This window comes from Methylobacterium gregans, from assembly GCF_022179245.1.
Lineage (GTDB): Bacteria > Pseudomonadota > Alphaproteobacteria > Rhizobiales > Beijerinckiaceae > Methylobacterium > Methylobacterium gregans.
On sequence record NZ_BPQM01000068.1, the window covers coordinates 1 to 16,801 of the forward strand.

At 70.3% G+C, this 16,801-nt stretch carries 13 protein-coding genes and 1 pseudogene; 11 read left to right on the forward strand and 3 right to left on the reverse strand.

What is annotated here, in order from left to right; all coding sequences use genetic code 11:
• The 4 genes from MFF54_RS14435 to MFF54_RS14450 form a co-directional block, all read left to right on the forward strand.
• The coding region (locus tag MFF54_RS14435) for a heavy metal translocating P-type ATPase (RefSeq protein ID WP_238303594.1) at positions 1-1,401 on the forward strand (1,401 nt) is incomplete at its 5' end.
• Entirely contained in the window at positions 1,401-1,913 is a 513-nt protein-coding gene (gene lspA, locus MFF54_RS14440) for a signal peptidase II (RefSeq protein ID WP_012455883.1), read from the forward strand. The genes MFF54_RS14435 and lspA, both read left to right, overlap by 1 nt.
• Before the next feature lie 88 nt (positions 1,914-2,001).
• Positions 2,002-3,069 carry a L,D-transpeptidase family protein gene (locus tag MFF54_RS14445; RefSeq protein WP_012455884.1) on the forward strand — a complete coding sequence of 356 codons (1,068 nt, stop codon included), beginning with the start codon at positions 2,002-2,004 and terminating at the stop codon, positions 3,067-3,069.
• 36 nt (positions 3,070-3,105) lie between these two features.
• Positions 3,106-3,828 (forward strand): cytochrome c biogenesis CcdA family protein, encoded by a 723-nt coding sequence (locus MFF54_RS14450; protein ID WP_003596964.1) that lies wholly within the window; start codon positions 3,106-3,108, stop codon positions 3,826-3,828.
• A 127-nt stretch (positions 3,829-3,955) separates the two neighbouring features.
• Here the strand turns inward: MFF54_RS14450 and MFF54_RS14455 are convergent, their stop codons facing one another.
• The 3 genes and pseudogenes from MFF54_RS14455 to MFF54_RS14475 all read right to left on the reverse strand — a co-directional run bounded on the left by MFF54_RS14455 (position 3,956) and on the right by MFF54_RS14475 (position 6,665).
• Positions 3,956-4,279: a YnfA family protein gene (locus MFF54_RS14455; protein WP_003596966.1), complete on the reverse strand. Its 324-nt coding sequence runs from the start codon at positions 4,277-4,279 to the stop codon at positions 3,956-3,958.
• Positions 4,280-4,369: 90 nt separating this feature from the next.
• Positions 4,370-5,288 (reverse strand): annotated as a pseudogene (locus tag MFF54_RS27805) (efflux RND transporter permease subunit).
• A gap of 12 nt (positions 5,289-5,300) precedes the next feature.
• Entirely contained in the window at positions 5,301-6,665 is a 1,365-nt protein-coding gene (locus MFF54_RS14475; RefSeq protein WP_003596971.1) for an efflux RND transporter periplasmic adaptor subunit, read from the reverse strand.
• Between the two features lie 888 nt (positions 6,666-7,553).
• Here MFF54_RS14475 and MFF54_RS14480 point away from each other — a divergent pair.
• From MFF54_RS14480 to MFF54_RS14510, 7 genes are all read left to right on the forward strand, one after another.
• Entirely contained in the window at positions 7,554-8,003 is a 450-nt protein-coding gene (locus tag MFF54_RS14480) for a hypothetical protein (RefSeq protein WP_238224428.1), read from the forward strand.
• A gap of 85 nt (positions 8,004-8,088) precedes the next feature.
• Positions 8,089-9,828, forward strand: a complete 1,740-nt coding sequence (locus MFF54_RS14485) for an efflux RND transporter periplasmic adaptor subunit (protein ID WP_012455885.1) — start codon at positions 8,089-8,091, stop codon at positions 9,826-9,828.
• 12 nt (positions 9,829-9,840) lie between these two features.
• Positions 9,841-12,990, forward strand: a complete 3,150-nt coding sequence (locus tag MFF54_RS14490; RefSeq protein ID WP_003596977.1) for an efflux RND transporter permease subunit — start codon at positions 9,841-9,843, stop codon at positions 12,988-12,990.
• An 18-nt stretch (positions 12,991-13,008) separates the two neighbouring features.
• Entirely contained in the window at positions 13,009-13,374 is a 366-nt protein-coding gene (locus tag MFF54_RS14495) for a hypothetical protein (RefSeq protein ID WP_003596978.1), read from the forward strand.
• A 159-nt stretch (positions 13,375-13,533) separates the two neighbouring features.
• Positions 13,534-13,776, forward strand: coding sequence for a hypothetical protein (locus MFF54_RS14500; RefSeq protein WP_003596981.1), 243 nt, complete (start codon positions 13,534-13,536; stop codon positions 13,774-13,776).
• 91 nt (positions 13,777-13,867) lie between these two features.
• On the forward strand, positions 13,868-14,245 hold the full coding sequence (copM, locus tag MFF54_RS14505) for a CopM family metallochaperone (RefSeq protein WP_003596982.1): 378 nt from the start codon (positions 13,868-13,870) through the stop codon (positions 14,243-14,245).
• Between the two features lie 148 nt (positions 14,246-14,393).
• Positions 14,394-16,793 carry a heavy metal translocating P-type ATPase gene (locus MFF54_RS14510; RefSeq protein ID WP_003596983.1) on the forward strand — a complete coding sequence of 800 codons (2,400 nt, stop codon included), beginning with the start codon at positions 14,394-14,396 and terminating at the stop codon, positions 16,791-16,793.
• Positions 16,794-16,801 lie beyond the last annotated feature (8 nt).

Genomic DNA, 16,801 nt, shown 5'->3' on the forward strand with positions numbered 1-16,801 from the left:
GCCGACGGGGTGATCACCGACGGCGCGTCGAGCCTGGACGAGTCCCCCATCACTGGCGAATCGGTCCCGAAGCCCAAGGAGGTCGGCGACCCGGTCTACGCCGGCAGCGTCAACGCCGATGGCGCGCTCCAGGTCCGGGTCACAAAGACGGCGGCCGACAACACAGTCGCCCGCATCCTGCACCTCGTCGAGGAGGCGCAGGCGTCGAAGTCGCCCACGGCGCGCTTCATCGACCGGTTCAGCGCGGTCTACACGCCCATCGCGTTCGCGTTCGCGGCCGCCGTTGCGGTCGTGCCGCCGCTGCTCGGCGCCGATTGGGGCACCTGGATCTACCGGGGCCTGGCGCTCCTCCTCATCGCCTGCCCCTGCGCGCTGGTGCTCTCGACCCCCGCGGCCATCGCCTCCGGACTGGCCGCCGGTGCGCGACGCGGGCTGCTCGTCAAGGGCGGCGCCGCACTGGAGGTCATCGGGCGGGTGCACACGGTCGCGTTCGACAAGACCGGGACGCTGACCGCCGGACGGCCGCGGGTCTCGGACATCCTGGTCTTCGCCCCGGACGCGTCGGAGCGCTCGCTTCTCGGGTTGGCTGCCGCGGTCGAGAGCGGAAGCGGCCACCCCATCGCCCGGGCCATCCTCGACCGGGCGAGCGCGGACGGGGTGCCGCTGCGCCCGACGCGGGACGCCCGCGCCATCCCCGGCAAGGCGGTGTCGGCCACGGTGATGGGTCAGACGGTGCTCGTCGCCTCCCCACGCCACGCCGCCGAGAGCGCGCGGCTCGGCCCCGAGGCCGAGCGCGCGGTCGCGGACCTGGAAGCCGGCGGCAAGACGGTGGTCATCGTCGTCCGCGGCGCCGAGGCCTTGGGCGCCATCTCGGTCCGGGACGAGCCCCGCGCCGACGCGGCGGCCGGCATCTCGGCCCTGCGGAAGCTCGGCGTCCGCAGCGTGATGCTGACCGGCGACAACCGGCGCACGGGCGAGGCGGTCGCGTCCGAACTCGGGCTCGACGTGAAGGCCGAGCTCCTGCCCCAGGACAAGCTCGCCGAGATCGCGGCCCTGAAGGCGGCGGCTCCGGTGGCGATGGTCGGCGACGGCATTAACGACGCGCCGGCGCTCGCCGCCGCCAGCGTCGGCATCGCGATGGGCGGCGGCACCGACGCGGCCCTGGAAACGGCGGACGCGGCGGTGCTGAACGACCGGGTGGGCGACGTGGCGGCGCTGGTCTCCCTCTCTCGGGCGACCCTGGGCAATATCCGCCAGAACGTCGCGATCGCCCTCGGCCTGAAGGCCGTGTTCCTAATGACGACCGTCGCAGGCATCACCGGCCTCTGGCCGGCCATCCTGGCCGACACCGGCGCGACCGTCCTGGTGACGGCCAACGCGCTCCGTCTCCTGAGGGCCTGATGATCTCCCTGTCAGGGTGGGCCGGCCGGGCGGCGACCGTGGCCGGGGTGGCGGGGGCCGCCGCGGCCATAGACCTCGTCGCCAAGGCGGTGGCCGAGGCGTGGCTGGAGGAAGGCGCCGTCAGGGGCGCACTGCCCTTCGTCGACCTGAGCCTGTCATTCAACTACGGCATCAGCTTCAGCCTGTTCCCGGCGCACGACCCGTCCTCCCTGGCACTGCTCCTCGCCATCCAGGGCACGCTCACCTGCCTCGTGGCCGGCTGGGCCCTGGCCGCGGGCGGCGGGCTCGAACGCCTCGGGCTCGCCGCGATAGCGGGCGGGGCCGCCGGCAACTTCGTCGACCGGCTCATGGACGGCGTCGTCACGGACTACCTCGACCTGCACACCGGCGGCATCCGCTGGTTCACCTTCAATTTGGCGGACGTCTGGATCTCGACAGGCGTGGTGCTGCTGCTCCTCGACGGACTTCCCCTGCGGCGGAGGCATCGCAGCGCCGGGGATCCGATCCCGTAAGCGGCCCGCTTCCGCCGAACCGCAGCCACGGCAACCTGTCATCAACCCTTCGAGCCCAGGCTCGGAGGCCGACCTCGGCGAGGCCGACATGCTGAAGACGACAACGCTCGGTCTGGCCCTCCTCCTGGCGCTGTCCGCCTGCCAGGACGGCCAGTACGCGGCCTCGACGCGCCACCTCGCGCCGATCCCGCCGGCGACCCTGGCCCTGATGTCGGCCAAGGGTGTCTCGCCGGCGGATCCGATCCTGATGCGGGCCTACAAGAAGGAGTCCGAGATCGAGCTCTGGAAGCGCGGCACGGACGGCAAGTACGCCCTCCTGAAGACCTACGCGATGTGCCGCTGGTCGGGTCAGCTGGGGCCCAAGACCCGGGAGGGGGACCGGCAGGCGCCGGAGGGCTTCTACGCGGTGACGCCCGCGTCCATGAACCCGAATTCGAGCCTCTATCTCTCGTTCAATCTCGGGTACCCGAACGAGTACGACCGCTCCCTGGGACGCACCGGCGCGCACCTGATGGTGCACGGCTCGTGCTCGTCGCGGGGCTGCTTCGCGATGACGGACGAGGTGATCTCGGAACTCTATGCCGTGGTGCGGGAGGCCTTCGCGGGCGGCCAGCGCGCCGTCCAGTTCCAGTCCTACCCGTTCCGCATGACGCCGGAGAACTTGGCCCGGCATCGCCAGGACCCGAACATCGCGTTCTGGAGGAACCTCAAGGAGGGGTCCGACCGGTTCGAGGTCACGGGGGCCGAGCAGGGCGTCGGCGTCGCCGATGGCCGATACGTGTTCGATGCCGGCGACGAGGCCACCGCTGGCGCGGTCGCGCGGAGGCAGGCGGATGACGAGCGGCAGGTCGCCGCCCTCGTGGCGAGCGGGACGCCCGCCGTCCGGCTGGTGTACGAGGACGGCGGCCAGCACCGGTCGTTCCGAGAGACCATGGTCGCGGCCGGAGGCGGTCTCGGCGAGGTGAGCCGCCCCGAGGCTCTGGCCGCAGGGCCGCGTGAGGTCGCCGTGCCGGCCGCGGGCCCGGTTGCTCTCGCCGGCAAGCGGGAGCCGGTCCGGGGTGCGGCGGCACGCAAGCCGGCGGGGCCCGGCGGGACCGAGGCGGAGCGCCAACGCCTTCTCAAGATCTTCGCCGCGGCCGGGGCCGGTCAGGAGTGACGATCCTGCGTCCATCATTCCGCCGGGGCTGAACCGATGGCCATCGACGCCTCAAGCGTGGGCTTCCTGGCGGCCTTCGCGGCCGGCGCCGTGTCGTTCCTATCGCCCTGCGTGCTGCCCCTCGTTCCGGGCTACGTGTCGTACGTCGCGGGGCAGTCGGCCGCCGGCGAGCGCGACAGCCTGCGCACGCTCGGCCTGAGCCTTTGCTTCGTGCTCGGGTTCACGACCGTCTTCGTCGCGTTCGGCGCGGGGGCGAGCGCGCTCGGCTTCGCCCTGCTCGCCCATCGCGAGGCGCTGAACCTCGCCTCGGGCTTGCTGGTGATCCTGTTCGGCCTGTTCACGGCCGGTCTGCTGCGGCCCGCCTGGCTGCAGCGTGAGCTGCGCTGGCACGGCGATCCGCCGGGTCAGGGGCCCGTCGCCGCCTATCTCCTCGGAACGGCCTTCGCCTTCGGATGGACCCCATGCATCGGTCCCGTCCTCGGTGCCATCCTGGCAGTCACGGCCTCCTCGGCCGCGGGCAAGGGCGTCGCCCTGCTCACCGTCTACTCGCTCGGGCTTGGCGTGCCGTTCGTGGCGGCGGCCCTTTTCCTGTCAGGCTTCGTCGCGCGCCTTCGGACCCTACGCTGGTTCGGTCGTGCGCTTCAGCTCGTCGGCGGGGGCGTGATGGTGGCGATGGGGCTGCTGATGGTGACCGACCGCATGAGCGCCGTGGCTTCCCTCCTCGTGGAGGCCTTCCCCGTGCTTGGGCGGATCGGTTGAGGCATGGTCCTCCGCAGGCGTGCTGTTGAGCATGCGACTGCAGGCTGCCACGAGCGTGAGCCGACCCTTGTTGAAGAACAAGATTCGGCACTATCCTGGGTAAGCCGCGCGCATCGCCGCGAGGGCCTCAGGGGCGTGGGCCGAACAGGATCACCGTCATGCCGACGAGGCAGATCGCACCGCCCGTAACGTCCCATCGGTCCGGACGGTAGCCTTCCGCACCCCATAGCCAGAGGATGGCCGCCACGATGTAGATGCCTCCGTAGGCCGCATAAGCCCTGCCTGCCGCCTCGCTCTCGACTAAGGTAAGCAGGTAGGCGAAGAGCGCAAGCGATGCCATGCCGGGGAGCAACCAGAGGGGTGATCTGTCCAGGCGCAGCCAGGCCCAGAACGCGAAGCATCCAACGATTTCGGCGAGGGCCGCGCCCGCATAGGCGAGGAAGGTCGTCATTTCTGAGTGGTCTCGTTGCTCTTGAAGTCTGTCAAGCTTGCAATGCGAGGTCCGCGATCCTGATAGGACTGCCGCTGGTTCGCGTGGTGCTCACGGATACTGTTCGGCGACCTGCCGGAACAGAGCGGCGCCACCGTCGTCCTCGTCATGGCTGACCGGCGCCGTGGCGCGGGCGCCGCCGAAGCGCGCATAGAGGGCCGGAAGTACGACCAGGGTCAGCATGGTGGCGCTGATCAAGCCGCGGATGAACACGGTCGCGAGCGGCTTCTGGACCTCCGTGCCGGTCCCCGCCGCCAGCGTCACCGGGACGAACCCGAGCGAGGGCAACAAGCGCGGTCATGGCGTCCTTCAGGATGGCGATCAGCGCCGGCACGAAGGTCAGCGACAGGACGAAGGCGGCAACGAGCGCGATGATGACGGTCGGCGCCATCGGCTCGAACATCTTGCCCTCGACCCTGGCCACGCCCGGCACGGTCTTGATCTGCGGCCGGACGATCCATTCCTGGAAGGTCCGCAGGTAGGCGGCCTTCTCCAGCTCCGTCCTCAGCCCCAGTCCCTCAGGTGTCAGGTATCTGTCGTCCGATTGCCAGCCCGGTTCGCCTAAACACGACGCCTTCCACGCGTCGGGCGCCGTGTAGCGCACGGTCCACATGAATATCTCGTCGAGGCCGGTCATGATCGGCCCCATATGAGGCTGGAATTCGGACGGCCGCCCCTCGCGCGCCTCGCCTAGGCGCTCCACCAACTGGCGGCGGGCGAAGTAGACCTTGACCTCGTCGGCGAAGACCGCCGTGACCTGGGAGAAGTCGTTACGCGAACGCAAACGGATGTATTCCGAACCCTTGATGCCGGCGAGCGTGGTCTCGACCGGTCAGGTCACCTGCTTCTCGATATCGAAGGGCGAGAGCGTGGGCGCGACGGTGTTGAACAGCACCTGGTTGCTGTTGATATCGGGCACGAAGTCGAGCCAGCCCTGTCGAACGGGGAAGGCGAGGATACGGGAGATCAGGTCCGGTCGCCCTCAGTCGTCGCCCGCTTCGGATTTGCGGAGCTCGGCCTTGAGGATGAAGGAGTTGGCAACCGCGATGGTGGCGCCCGACTTCAGTCCGGAGACGACCTCGTAGGAATCGTCGTCCGAGCGTCCGAGCTCGACCTCCCGCTTCTCGAAGCCCTCCTCAGTGCGCACGAAAACGACGCGCTCGCCCCCGACCGTCTGCAGGGCGGCCTTCGGGACGTGCACCTCGACCGCGTCGTTCGCGATCTCCACCCCGGCAGTGACGAAGGCGCCGGGGCGCCATGCAAGGTCAGGGTTCGGCAGGGCGACGATGACCCGCGCCGAGCGGGTGTCCGGGTTCAAGAACGGGCTGACGAAGACGACCTTGCCGTCGGCATGGCGGCCGCCGGCCTCATGGGCATGGGTGACAGCTACGGGTGCGCCCTCCCGAACCATGGCGAGCTCGTGTGTCGGCACCGACAGCTCGATCCATACGGTCGAGAGGTCGGCGACGGTGTAGATGTCGGCGGGGTCGCCCTTGCCGCCGACCGTCGTCCCGACCTCGACCTTGCGCTCGACGACCCGGCCGGCGAGCGACGAGCGGAGCTCGTACCGGCGCAGGGTGGATTGGTTCAGGGTGGCACCTTCTCGTTTCTGTGCGGCTGCGACATCGGTCGCGCTCAGCCCGAGGGCGGACAGCTTCTGGCTGGCGAGGTCGACGCGCAAGGTGGCTTCCGTGTAGGTTGCCCTGGTCCGCAGGTAGACCTGCTCCGACGAGATGCGCTTGTCCCAGAGCGCCTGCTGCCGGTCGAAGTTGGTCTTCTCCAGCTCGGCGCGTACCGAGGCGATGAGGTACTCGCTCTTGGCGTCGGCGACGTCACGGCTTTCGAGGACGGCGACGATCTCGTCCTTGGCAACCCGGTCGCCGAGGCGCTTGCGCATCTCCGTGACGGTACCCACGACCCGGGCCGGGACGCGCGCGATCCGGTCGGTGTCGGGGGTGATGGCGCCGGGTACCAGGAGGTGCCGGGCGAGCGTGCCGCCCTCGACTTTCACGACCGAGATGTTGAGCGCCGCCACCTCCTCGGGTCCCATCCGGATTGCGCCCTTCTCGGGGTGCTCCTCGCCCGGCTCGTACCCGTGCTTCCCGATCTCGTGGCCGTTCGTGGCCTTGGGGGTTCCCGGCTTCTTGACGTCGTCATCTCCGTCGGGCGGCGTCCCAGCCTTCGAGGGTTCGTGGTTGGCGGTGATGGGTGGCACGGTGATGGTGAACAGGTCTTTCGGCAGCCCGGCGGCGGCCAGATTGTCCCTGACGAAGCGGGCGACGGCGGGGACGGCTGCGCCTATGGCGATGCCGGTGGCCAGGAGGACCGCGAACAGGAGGAGGCGCATGGGGGCCGCTCGACAAGGACGCCGGACGGCCTGCTTGGGCGGTCACGGTCGTTCCCGTTGGATCAGGTGATGGACGAACCGGCGCCGAGATGTGGGCCGGGCGAACGCGCTCTTGGGAGCGCGGCGTCACCTTACGCGCGGGGCGGTCTCGCCAGTCGGTCGGGAGTGACGGAGGTCGGAACCTCGGCCACCCAGGAAAAGCCCAGGCCGGCGAACTCCGTCGACGGCGTGACGTGGGAGGAGACTTGGAGAGGGGCCACCTGATGGCAGCCACAAAGGAGGCGGCAGGCCAAACCCGGATTGCCGGCCTCGGTGGGCATGGGCGTGACTAGCGTCCCCACACCGATTGCGTTTTGGTAGCGGCCGCCATGATCAGCAAGATCGTCGCCGGAGCCCGCAACGGTCGAAACGATGAACATGGCCAGGGCAAGCAAGAGCGCGCGGGCACCGAATGCGCACCACTCCTGCAACACGGCACAACGCCTATGCCAACCGCCGACACCCATCGAGGTTCTTATGCGCGATTTTGGTTTGTTCGCACAAGAACAACCATCACGCCCCGACCCTCCCAAATCGGGAAGCCCCACTACCCGCGGCACGTCATCAAAGAAAGCGCGTCCTGTTCCGTTACAAGATCGGATGCGGCGGCTGCACCAAGCCCATCACCTGCACCATCCAAGCCATCGAGCCGTGCGCTCAAGTCGGGATCAATTTGCGGGCCGATCTCGTGTCCGTGGCCGCGGATCCGGCTGAGCCGCTGCTCGCGGCAGCTTGAAATGCCGCAGCGGCAACCAAACCTTCATCCCCCCATTTTCGTTTCACATGCGGACATGGTCCCGCCACCGAAATCGGTGTAAGCCAGACCTCATAAGCCTCGACCGGCAAATCATGCGCCTGACGGCGGTGGTGATCCTCGCGATCATCGCCTACGTCGCGCCGTCTGCCGTCCAAGCCCACGACGGCCATGCCCACCACGGTCGTCATCAATCAACGACTCAGGCGAACGCAGCGCCTCCCGTCGCGACGAGGCCGATTACCCTCCCGTCCCGCATCGTCGGTGGCCCTGCCGAAACCCGGCTTGCGCTCGACGGACAATCCCCGGCAGCCGAGCCGCTGTCTTCGCTGCAGGCTGACGATGCCGGTGGGAGATGCTGCCCTGTCGGCTGCAGGGGCTCATGCTGCGGGACGATGGTATGCTGCCCGTCCGGCGTCGTCGCCGGCGCCGCGTCGCTTTCCAGGCCCCTGTCTGGGAACGTCGTGCTGATCCCGCACGACGTCGATGCCCGTTCAGGCGTCGACCCCGAGGCCCTGCCCGAGCCCCCACGAACCCTCGCGTGAAGTAGGGCGCGCCTGAGGCGCGCGACGCCCGGAATGCGCCCGCTATCGGCGCCGTCCGGACTTCCCGACGCGAGGATTCCTATTCATGTCGACCCGTTTTGCCGCCGCCTATGGCGTGGTGGCGCTGCTTGCTGCCGTCCTAACGGGGCCTGCGCTTGCCCACGAGGGCCACGACCACGGCGCCGTGCCGCCGCCCCTCTCGAAGACCATCGCGCCGCGCGGCGAGGCGCTTTCGGACGCCTTCGAACTCGTCGCCGTCCCGCGCGACGGCACCCTGACGCTGTTCCTCGACCGCTTCCGGACGAACGAGCCGGTGCCCGGCGCGACCATCGAGGTCGAGACGCCGGACGGTCCCAGGGTCGCGACCGCCACGACCGACGGCGGCTACGCGCTGCCGGTCCCGTGGCTGTCGAAGCCCGGCCGGCACGAGCTCCTCGCGACCGTCACGGCCGGGGACGCGGTCGATGTGCTGACCGTGGCGGTCACAGTGCCCGACCCGAAGGTCGCCGCGGCCGCGGCGCCTGCCAAGCCGGCCCCGGCTCAGGCTGCCCTGGCGCGCGTCTCCGAGGTCGCCCACGGCATCAGGGAACGGCTGATGGCCAAGGACCCGGCCCTGGTGGCCGCGGTCGCCGTCGCCTTCCTGCTCGGCGTGCTCGTGACGGCGCTCGCACGCGGGCGCCGTGGCGCGCCGGCGGTGGCGCTGGTCGCCATCGGCATCACCCTCGTCCTCGGCACCGCCGCCTTCGCGCACGGCGACGAGGACCACGGCTCAACCGTTGAGGGCGCCGCCCTGATCGAGCCGCGCCAGACGACGCCGGCCTCGTCGGACCTCGCGCAGCGCCTGCCCGACGGCTCCGTCTTCGTGCCGAAGCCGACGCAACGGCTGCTGGTCCTGCGCACCATCATGACCGAGCAGGGCAGCTTCCACCGCTCGGTCGAGTTGCCGGGCCGCATCATCCCGGACCCGAACGCCAGCGGCGTCGTCCAGTCCTCGGTCGGCGGACGGATCTCGCCACCGCCGTCCGGCGTCTTCCCTCGCCTCGGCACGAAGGTTCGCAAGGGCGACGTGCTCGCCACGGTGACGCCGCCGGTCCAGGCCGTCGACGTCTCCGACATGCGCCAGCGCCAGGGCGAACTCGACCAGCAGATCGCCATCGTCGAGCGCCGGGTCGAGCGCTACCGGAAGCTCGCCACGACCGGCGCCGTCGCCACGACCCAGCTCGACGACGCGGTCGCGGAGCTCAATGGCCTGCACGACCGCCGCGCGGCCCTCGACAAGATCCGCCAGCAGCCCGAGGCCCTGGTCTCGCCCGTCGACGGCGTGGTGGCGCAGGCGACCGCAGTGGCCGGGCAGATGGCGGCGCCCGGCGCCATGGTCTTCCAGATCGTCGATCCAAACCGCCTCTGGGTCGAGGCCCTCAGCTTCGACGCTCTGACCGCGGCGCAGAACGCTACGGCCCGTCTCGCCGACGGACGGACCCTGAAGCTCGCCTACCAGGGCACGGGGCTCGCCGACCGCAACCAGGCCATACCGGTCCAGTTCGCGGTCCAGGGCGACGCCTCCGGCCTGCGGGTCGGCCAGTTCGTCACGGTGCTGGCCGGGACCGACACCGAGCAGGCCGGCCTGGCGCTGCCGCGCTCTGCCGTGGTGCGCACCGGCAACGGGCAGGACGTCGTCTACGAGCACACCACCGCCGAGCGCTTCGAGGCGCGGCCCGTTCGGGTCGAGCCGCTCGACGGCGGCCGGGTGCTCGTGGCCGAGGGGATCGGGTCCGGTAAGCGGGTCGTGACCCAGGGCGCCGAACTCCTCGACCAGGTTCGCTGAGGAGGCCGCCCGATGTTCACCTTCCTCGTCAGCCAGTCGGTCCGCAACCGCCTGCTCGTCCTCGCGCTCGCCGCGGTGCTGGTACTGTACGGCGCCTTCACCGCGACCAAGCTGCCGGTCGACGTCTTTCCCGACCTCAACAGACCCACCGTCACGGTCATGACGGAGGCGGAAGGGTACGCCCCCCAGGAGGTCGAGCAACTCGTCACTTATCCCATCGAGACCCGGATGAACGGTCTCCCCGGCGTGACCCGCGTGCGCTCGGTCTCGGGCGTGGGCCTGTCCATCACCTACGTCGAGTTCGACTGGGGGACCGACATCTATCGGAACCGGCAGCAGGTCGCGGAGCGCCTGTCCCTCGTCCAGGACCAGCTGCCCCGCGGCGTCACCCCTGTGATGGGCCCTGTCTCCTCGATCATGGGCCAGATCCTGCTGGTGGCGGTCACCAGCGAGACCGCGACCCCCATGCAGGTGCGCGAGGTCGCCGACTTCACCATCCGGCCGCGCCTGCTGACCATTCCGGGCGTGGCGCAGGTCATCCCCATCGGCGGCGAGGTGCGCCAGTTCCGGGTCAGCCCCAACCCAGCGGCGATGCGCGCGCTCGGGGTGACCAATGCCCAGCTGGAGACGGCGCTGGCGCAGTTCGGCACCAACGCCGGCGGCGGCTTCACCGATCAGAACGCCCGCGAGTACCTGATCCGGAGCATCGGCCGGACCATGAGCCTCGACGACCTGCGCAACCTCGTGGTCGCGACGGTCGCCGACACGCCTGTATACCTGCGCCAGGTCGGGGAGGTGTCCTTTGCCGCGAAGGTGAAGCGGGGCGACGCCGGCTACATGGCCAAGCCAGCGGTCATCGTCTCGGTCGAGAAACAACCCGACGTCGACACCGTGCGGCTGACCCGCAGCATCGAGACCGCACTGAAGGAACTCAACCCGAACCTGCCCGGCGGCATCAAGGCCGACCAAGTGCTGTTCCGGCAGGCAGACTTCATCGAGACCTCGATCCGCAACGTCGAGCGCGTCCTCGTCGAGGCCGTGCTGGTCGTGGCGGTGGTGCTGTTCGCCTTCCTGCTGAACGTGCGCACCACGGCGATCTCGCTGCTCGCCATCCCGGTCTCGGTGCTGACGACCGCGGTGGTGTTCCACCTGTTCGGGCTGTCCATCAACACGATGACGCTCGGGGGCCTGGCCATCGCCATCGGCGAGCTCGTCGACGACGCGGTGGTCGATGTCGAGAACATCTACCGGCGGCTCGGCGAGAACCGAAAGGCCGGCAACCCGAAGAGCGTGTTCCAGGTGGTGGTGGAGGCCTCGAACGAGGTGCGCTCCGGCATCGTCTACGCGACGCTGATCATCATCCTGGTGTTCGTGCCGCTCTTCGCCCTCTCGGGCATCGAGGGCCGGCTCTTCGCACCCCTGGGGCAGGCCTACATCATCTCCATCCTGGCGAGCCTGCTCACCTCCATCACCCTGACGCCGGTGCTGGCGTCGCTGCTGCTCCCGGGGCTCAGGAACCTTGAGGAGCACGACAGCCGCTTCCTCAAGCTGCTCAAGCGGGGCAACGCCGCCCTGCTGCGGGTCGCCTTCCGGCACAAGGGCTGGCTCGTCGGAAGCGTCGCCGTGGCGGTCGCCGCCGCGGGCGTCGCCGCCTGGAACCTGCCCCGGGCCTTCCTGCCTCCGTTCAACGAGGGCTCGTTCACGGTCAGCATGACCTTCAACCCGGGCATCTCGCTCGCCGAGAGCAACCGGGTCGGGCTGATCGCCGAGAAGCTGCTCCTGGACATCCCGGGCGTGAAGGCGGTGGGCCGCCGGACCGGTCGGGCCGAACTCGACGAGCACGCCGAGGGCGTCCACTCCTCCGAGATCGACGTGGCGCTCGACGAAGGTACGAAGCGTCCGAAGGAGGCGCTGGTCGCCGACATCCGCGGGCGCCTCGCCGCCCTTCCGGTGGCGGTCAACGTCGGCCAGCCGATCTCGCACCGGCTCGACCACATGCTCTCGGGCGTGCGGGCCGAGATCGCGCTCAAGGTGTTCGGCGACGACCTCGACGCCCTGCGGCGGGTCGCGAACTCCCTGCGCGACCGCATGGCCTCGATCCCGGGTCTCGCGGACCTGCAAGTCGAGCGGCAGGTGCGCATCCCGCAGCTTGAGGTGCGCGTCGACTACACCCGGGCGGCCCTTTACGGCGTCCAGCCCGCGGCCGTCGTCGAGCAGATCAGCCGCCTCTCCAACGGTCGGGTGGTCTCGACGGTCGTCGACGGCGTGCGCCGCTTCGACGTGGTATTGCGCCTCGCCGAGAACCGCCGGACGACGACGGGGCTGGGCGACCTCCTCCTGGAGACGCCCTCGGGCTGGGTGCCGGCGCGCCAGGTCGCCGACATCCGCGAGACCGACGGGCCGAACCAGATCCTGCGCGAGAACGCCCGGCGCCGCATCGTGGTGCAGGCCAACACCACGGCCGGCACCGACATGGCGACCGTCGTGGCCGCCATCCGCGAGGCGGTGGCGAAGGAGCCGATGCCGCCCGGCTTCTTCACCAGCCTGGAAGGCACTTTCCAGGCGCAGGAGGAGGCGAGCCGGACCATCGCGGCGCTCTCGGCGCTCTCTCTGGCCCTGGTCTTCGCCATCCTGTTCAGCCGCTACCGCTCGGCCGCCCTGGCGCTCATCATCATGGGCAACGTGCCGCTCGCCCTGATCGGCTCGGTGGCCGCGCTCTGGCTGGTGGGGCAGCCGCTCTCGGTGGCGTCGATGATCGGCTTCATCACGCTGACCGGCATCGCCGCCCGCAACGGCATCCTGAAGATCAGCCACTACCTGAACCTGTCACTGCACGAGGGTATGCCGTTCGGGCCCGACCTCGTGGTGCGCGGCAGCCTGGAGCGGCTGACCCCGGTGCTGATGACGGCGCTCTCGGCGGGCGTGGCGCTGGTGCCGCTGCTCTACGACGCCGCGAGCCCGGGCAAGGAGATCCTGCACCCGGTGGCGGTGACGATCTTCGGCGGCCTCGTCAGCGCGACGCTGCTCGACACCTTCCTGACCCCCGTCCTGTTCCTGCGCTTCGGCCGCAAGCCGCTGGAGCGGCTGCACGCCCTGCACGCCGAGGCGCCGGCCGACCCGTCCCCGGACGGCGCGCGACCGCGCCCGGCCGAGGCCTACTGACCCCCGAGGAGAACCAGCATGATCCTGCACAGACTGACCCTCGTCGCCGGCCTGATGGCGGCGACCGCGGCGTACGCCCACGAAAGCGCCGGCCAGCACGGCGGCCGGGTAGCCGACGCCGGGAAGTTCCACGTCGAGCTCGCTACCAAGGGCGAGACCGTCGACGTCTTCCTGTCGGACGGCGGCCAGAAGCCGGTGCCGGCCACGGGCTTCAAGGGCACGGCCATCCTCGTCGTCGGCGGCAAGCCGACCCGGGTCCCCCTGCAGCCGGCCGACGGCAACCGACTGACAGGGACGGCCCCGGTGGCGCTCGGGGACAGCCCGAAGGGCGCCGTGCAGCTCACCGCGCCCGACGGTGCCACGGCCAGCGGCAAGTTCGACTGAACATCGCCCCCTGTCGCGAGCGCGACCGGAAGGGGGCCTGAAGATCCCACGCAGGGATGCAGGGGGAGCCGCCCGAGGCGGGTGCCCGTGCCGGAGCCATCGGTCGACGAGCTGCACGCCGGCGACCGGCCAACCTCAATGAGCCAAGGAGTTCACCACATGAAAATCGCCGCTCTCGCCACCCTTCTGATGGCCTTCGGTGCGGCATCGCCCGCCTTCGCCGACGACCAGGGCAACGCGAACGCCGAGCAGCAGACGCAGCCCACGCCGAGCCGCGGCGGCACGGCGGGAGGGCCTGCCCACGACATGCGTCTCGGGGACACGGCCCCCGCGAAGTCCGGCGAGCGGATGGACCACGGACGTTCCGACGGAACGGCCACCAAGCCTCCCCACGGTCACTGAACGCCGCCGCGCCTCACGACGCCCCGTCGCGCCGGAGCGGACGTCCGTTCCGGCGCGACGGCATCCCACGCCATCGAAAAAGGTAACGACCATGAAAATCCCGAACACGCTCGCCATCGCCGCCATTCTCGGTCTCGGTTTGGCCGGTACCGCCCACGCGCAGGACATGAAGGACCACGGTTCGATGTCCTCCATGAAGCCGGACCCGAAGGACGACGCCTCGACCAAGGACTTCAAGGCCGCCGACATGGCCATGATGAAGGACATGGCCGTCGCTTACACCGGCAACCCGGACGTCGATTTCCGCACCCACATGATTCCGCACCACAAGGGCGCGGTCGCGATGGCCAGGGTTGCCCTGAAGCACGCCAAGGACCCGTCCACCAAGGCTATGGCCCAGAAGATCATCGACGACCAGGAGAAGGAGATCGGCGAGATGGAGGCGTGGCTGAAGCAGCACGCCAAGTAGGTCGGCCGCGCCCCGATCCGGGGCACCCATCCCGACGGGGACGCCCGCCGTCCCCGTCACCTGTTCGACGTCCTTGGACAGCCTCGGCCTGCTTCCCGTCACCGGAAGCCGGTGACCGAAGGCGATGCGAACCCACGGGAGCCAGGTCATGCCGCATAGCGTCCCCCCCTCGCACGAGCGCCACGGCCATCATGCCGGGCACGACCATGCGCAACTTGGGCACGGTGATCACGAGACCCAGGCTTCCGGCACCGGGACGGTCAAGGATCCCGTCTGCGGGATGACGGTCGATCCGCACGCCGCGAAGCATCGGGCCGAGCACGCCGGGCACCCGTACTACTTCTGCTCGAACGGATGCCGGACCAAGTTCGAGGCCGATCCGGTCCGCTACCTCGATCCGGGGCAGGCGAGGGTGGAGCCGGTGCCGGAGGGTACGATCTACACCTGCCCGATGCACCCGGAGGTGCGGCAGGTCGGCCCGGGAGGCTGCCCCATCTGCGGGATGGCGCTTGAGCCGGCCGTGGTCGGCGCCGACACCGGCCCCAGCGAGGAGTTGGTCGACATGACCCGACGCTTTCGGGTCGGGCTCGTGCTGACGCTCCCCGTCTTCGTCCTGGAGATGGGTGGCCACCTGTTCGGGCTGGCGGAACGCCTCGGGCAGCAAACCTCGAACTGGATACAGTTCGTGCTCGCCGCGCCTGTGGTGCTCTGGGCGGGCTGGCCGTTCTTCGTGCGTGGCTATCGTTCCGTGGTCTCGCGCAACCTCAACATGTTCACGCTGGTTTCGCTGGGGACGGGCTGCGCCTTCCTCTACAGCGTCGTCGCCACAGCTGCCCCGGGCCTGTTCCCGCAGGCCCTGCGCGGGCATGGCGGGGCCGTGCCTGCCTACTTCGAGGCGGCGGCCGTCATCACGGTTCTGGTGCTCCTCGGGCAGGTACTGGAACTTCGCGCCCGCGAGAGCACCGGCGGCGCGATCCGTGCCCTGCTCGACCTGACGCCGAAGACGGCCCACCGCATTCGACCGGACGGCTCCGAGGAAGAGACGTCCCTCGACGCCATCGCGGCCGGCGACCGGTTGCGGGTGCGCCCGGGCGAGAAGGTGCCGGTCGACGGCTTCGTCGCCGAGGGGCGGAGCTCGGTGGACGAGAGCCTGGTGACGGGGGAATCGATGCCGGTCACCAAGGCGGCGGGCGCCCCCGTGGTCGGCGGCAGCCTGAACCAGTCCGGGGCCCTCGTGATCGAGGCCACGAAGGTCGGGCGCGACACCATGCTGGCCCGCATCGTCCAGATGGTGGCCGAGGCCCAGCGCTCGCGCGCACCCATCCAGCGCCTCGCCGACCAAGTGGCCGGCTGGTTCGTGCCCGCCGTCATCGGCGTGGCGGTCCTCGCGTTCCTCGCCTGGATGGTCTTCGGGCCGGAGCCGCGCTTCACCTTCGCGCTCTTGGCCGCCGTCGCGGTGCTCATCATTGCCTGCCCCTGCGCGCTCGGGCTCGCCACGCCGATGTCCATCATGGTCGGCGTCGGACGGGGTGCCGGGGCCGGCGTCCTGGTCAAGAACGCCGAGGCCCTGGAGCGCATGGAGCGGGTGGGCACCCTCCTGGTCGACAAGACAGGCACGCTGACCGAGGGCAAGCCGGCGGTCACCCGGATCGTGCCTTCAGCTAGCTTCGATGAGGCTACGGTGCTGCGCCTCGCGGCGAGCGTCGAGCGGGCGAGCGAGCACCCGCTGGCCACGGCGGTCGTGCGGGCCGCGGAGGAGCGCGGCGTCGCGACCGCCGCCGTCGCCGACTTCGAAAGCCCGACCGGCAAGGGCGCGTTCGGCACCGTGGAGGGGCGCCGGGTTGCGCTCGGCAACGCGGCCTTCCTGCGCGAGCATGGCGTGGACGTGTCGGCATATGCGGCAGGGGCGGACGAACTGAGGCGAGACGGCGCGACCGCGATCTTCGCCGCCGTCGACGGACGGGTGGCGGGCGTCATCGCCATCGCCGACCCCGTCAAGGCGACGACCGCGGAGGCGCTGGCGGCGCTCCGGACCGAGGGCATCCGGGTGGTGATGCTGACCGGCGACAACCGCACCACCGCCGAGGCCGTCGCCCGCCGCCTCGGCATCGAGGAGGTCGAGGCGGAGGTGCTGCCCGACCGGAAGGCCGCCGTGGTCGAGCGCTACAAGGCGGCCGGGCAGGTGGTCGCCATGGCGGGCGACGGCGTCAACGACGCCCCCGCGCTCGCCGCGGCGGACGTCGGCATCGCGATGGGCACCGGCACGGACGTGGCCATCGAGAGCGCCGGCCTGACGCTGCTCAAGGGCGACTTGATGGGGATCGTGCGGGCGCGGCGCCTTTCGAAGGCGGTGATGGGCAACATCCGCCAGAACCTGTTCTTCGCCTTCGTCTACAACGCCGCCGGCGTGCCGGTCGCGGCCGGGGTGCTGTACCCGTTCCTGGGTATCCTGCTCTCGCCCGTCATCGCCGCCGCTGCCATGGCGCTGTCCTCGGTCAGCGTCATCGGCAACGCCCTGCGCCTGCGGACGGCCCGGCTCGATCCTTGAGGCTACGT

Excerpts from the sequence above, each read along its gene's own strand:
- lspA (WP_012455883.1), top strand. The coding sequence starts at position 1,401 with ATGATCTCCCTGTCAGGGTGGGCCGGCCGGGCGGCGACCGTGGCCGGG.
- MFF54_RS14445 (WP_012455884.1), top strand. The coding sequence starts at position 2,002 with ATGCTGAAGACGACAACGCTCGGTCTGGCCCTCCTCCTGGCGCTGTCC.
- MFF54_RS14450 (WP_003596964.1), top strand. The coding sequence starts at position 3,106 with ATGGCCATCGACGCCTCAAGCGTGGGCTTCCTGGCGGCCTTCGCGGCC.
- MFF54_RS14455 (WP_003596966.1), bottom strand. The coding sequence starts at position 4,279 with ATGACGACCTTCCTCGCCTATGCGGGCGCGGCCCTCGCCGAAATCGTT.
- MFF54_RS14475 (WP_003596971.1), bottom strand. The coding sequence starts at position 6,665 with ATGCGCCTCCTCCTGTTCGCGGTCCTCCTGGCCACCGGCATCGCCATA.
- MFF54_RS14480 (WP_238224428.1), top strand. The coding sequence starts at position 7,554 with ATGCGCCTGACGGCGGTGGTGATCCTCGCGATCATCGCCTACGTCGCG.
- MFF54_RS14485 (WP_012455885.1), top strand. The coding sequence starts at position 8,089 with ATGTCGACCCGTTTTGCCGCCGCCTATGGCGTGGTGGCGCTGCTTGCT.
- MFF54_RS14490 (WP_003596977.1), top strand. The coding sequence starts at position 9,841 with ATGTTCACCTTCCTCGTCAGCCAGTCGGTCCGCAACCGCCTGCTCGTC.
- MFF54_RS14495 (WP_003596978.1), top strand. The coding sequence starts at position 13,009 with ATGATCCTGCACAGACTGACCCTCGTCGCCGGCCTGATGGCGGCGACC.
- MFF54_RS14500 (WP_003596981.1), top strand. The coding sequence starts at position 13,534 with ATGAAAATCGCCGCTCTCGCCACCCTTCTGATGGCCTTCGGTGCGGCA.
- copM (WP_003596982.1), top strand. The coding sequence starts at position 13,868 with ATGAAAATCCCGAACACGCTCGCCATCGCCGCCATTCTCGGTCTCGGT.
- MFF54_RS14510 (WP_003596983.1), top strand. The coding sequence starts at position 14,394 with ATGCCGCATAGCGTCCCCCCCTCGCACGAGCGCCACGGCCATCATGCC.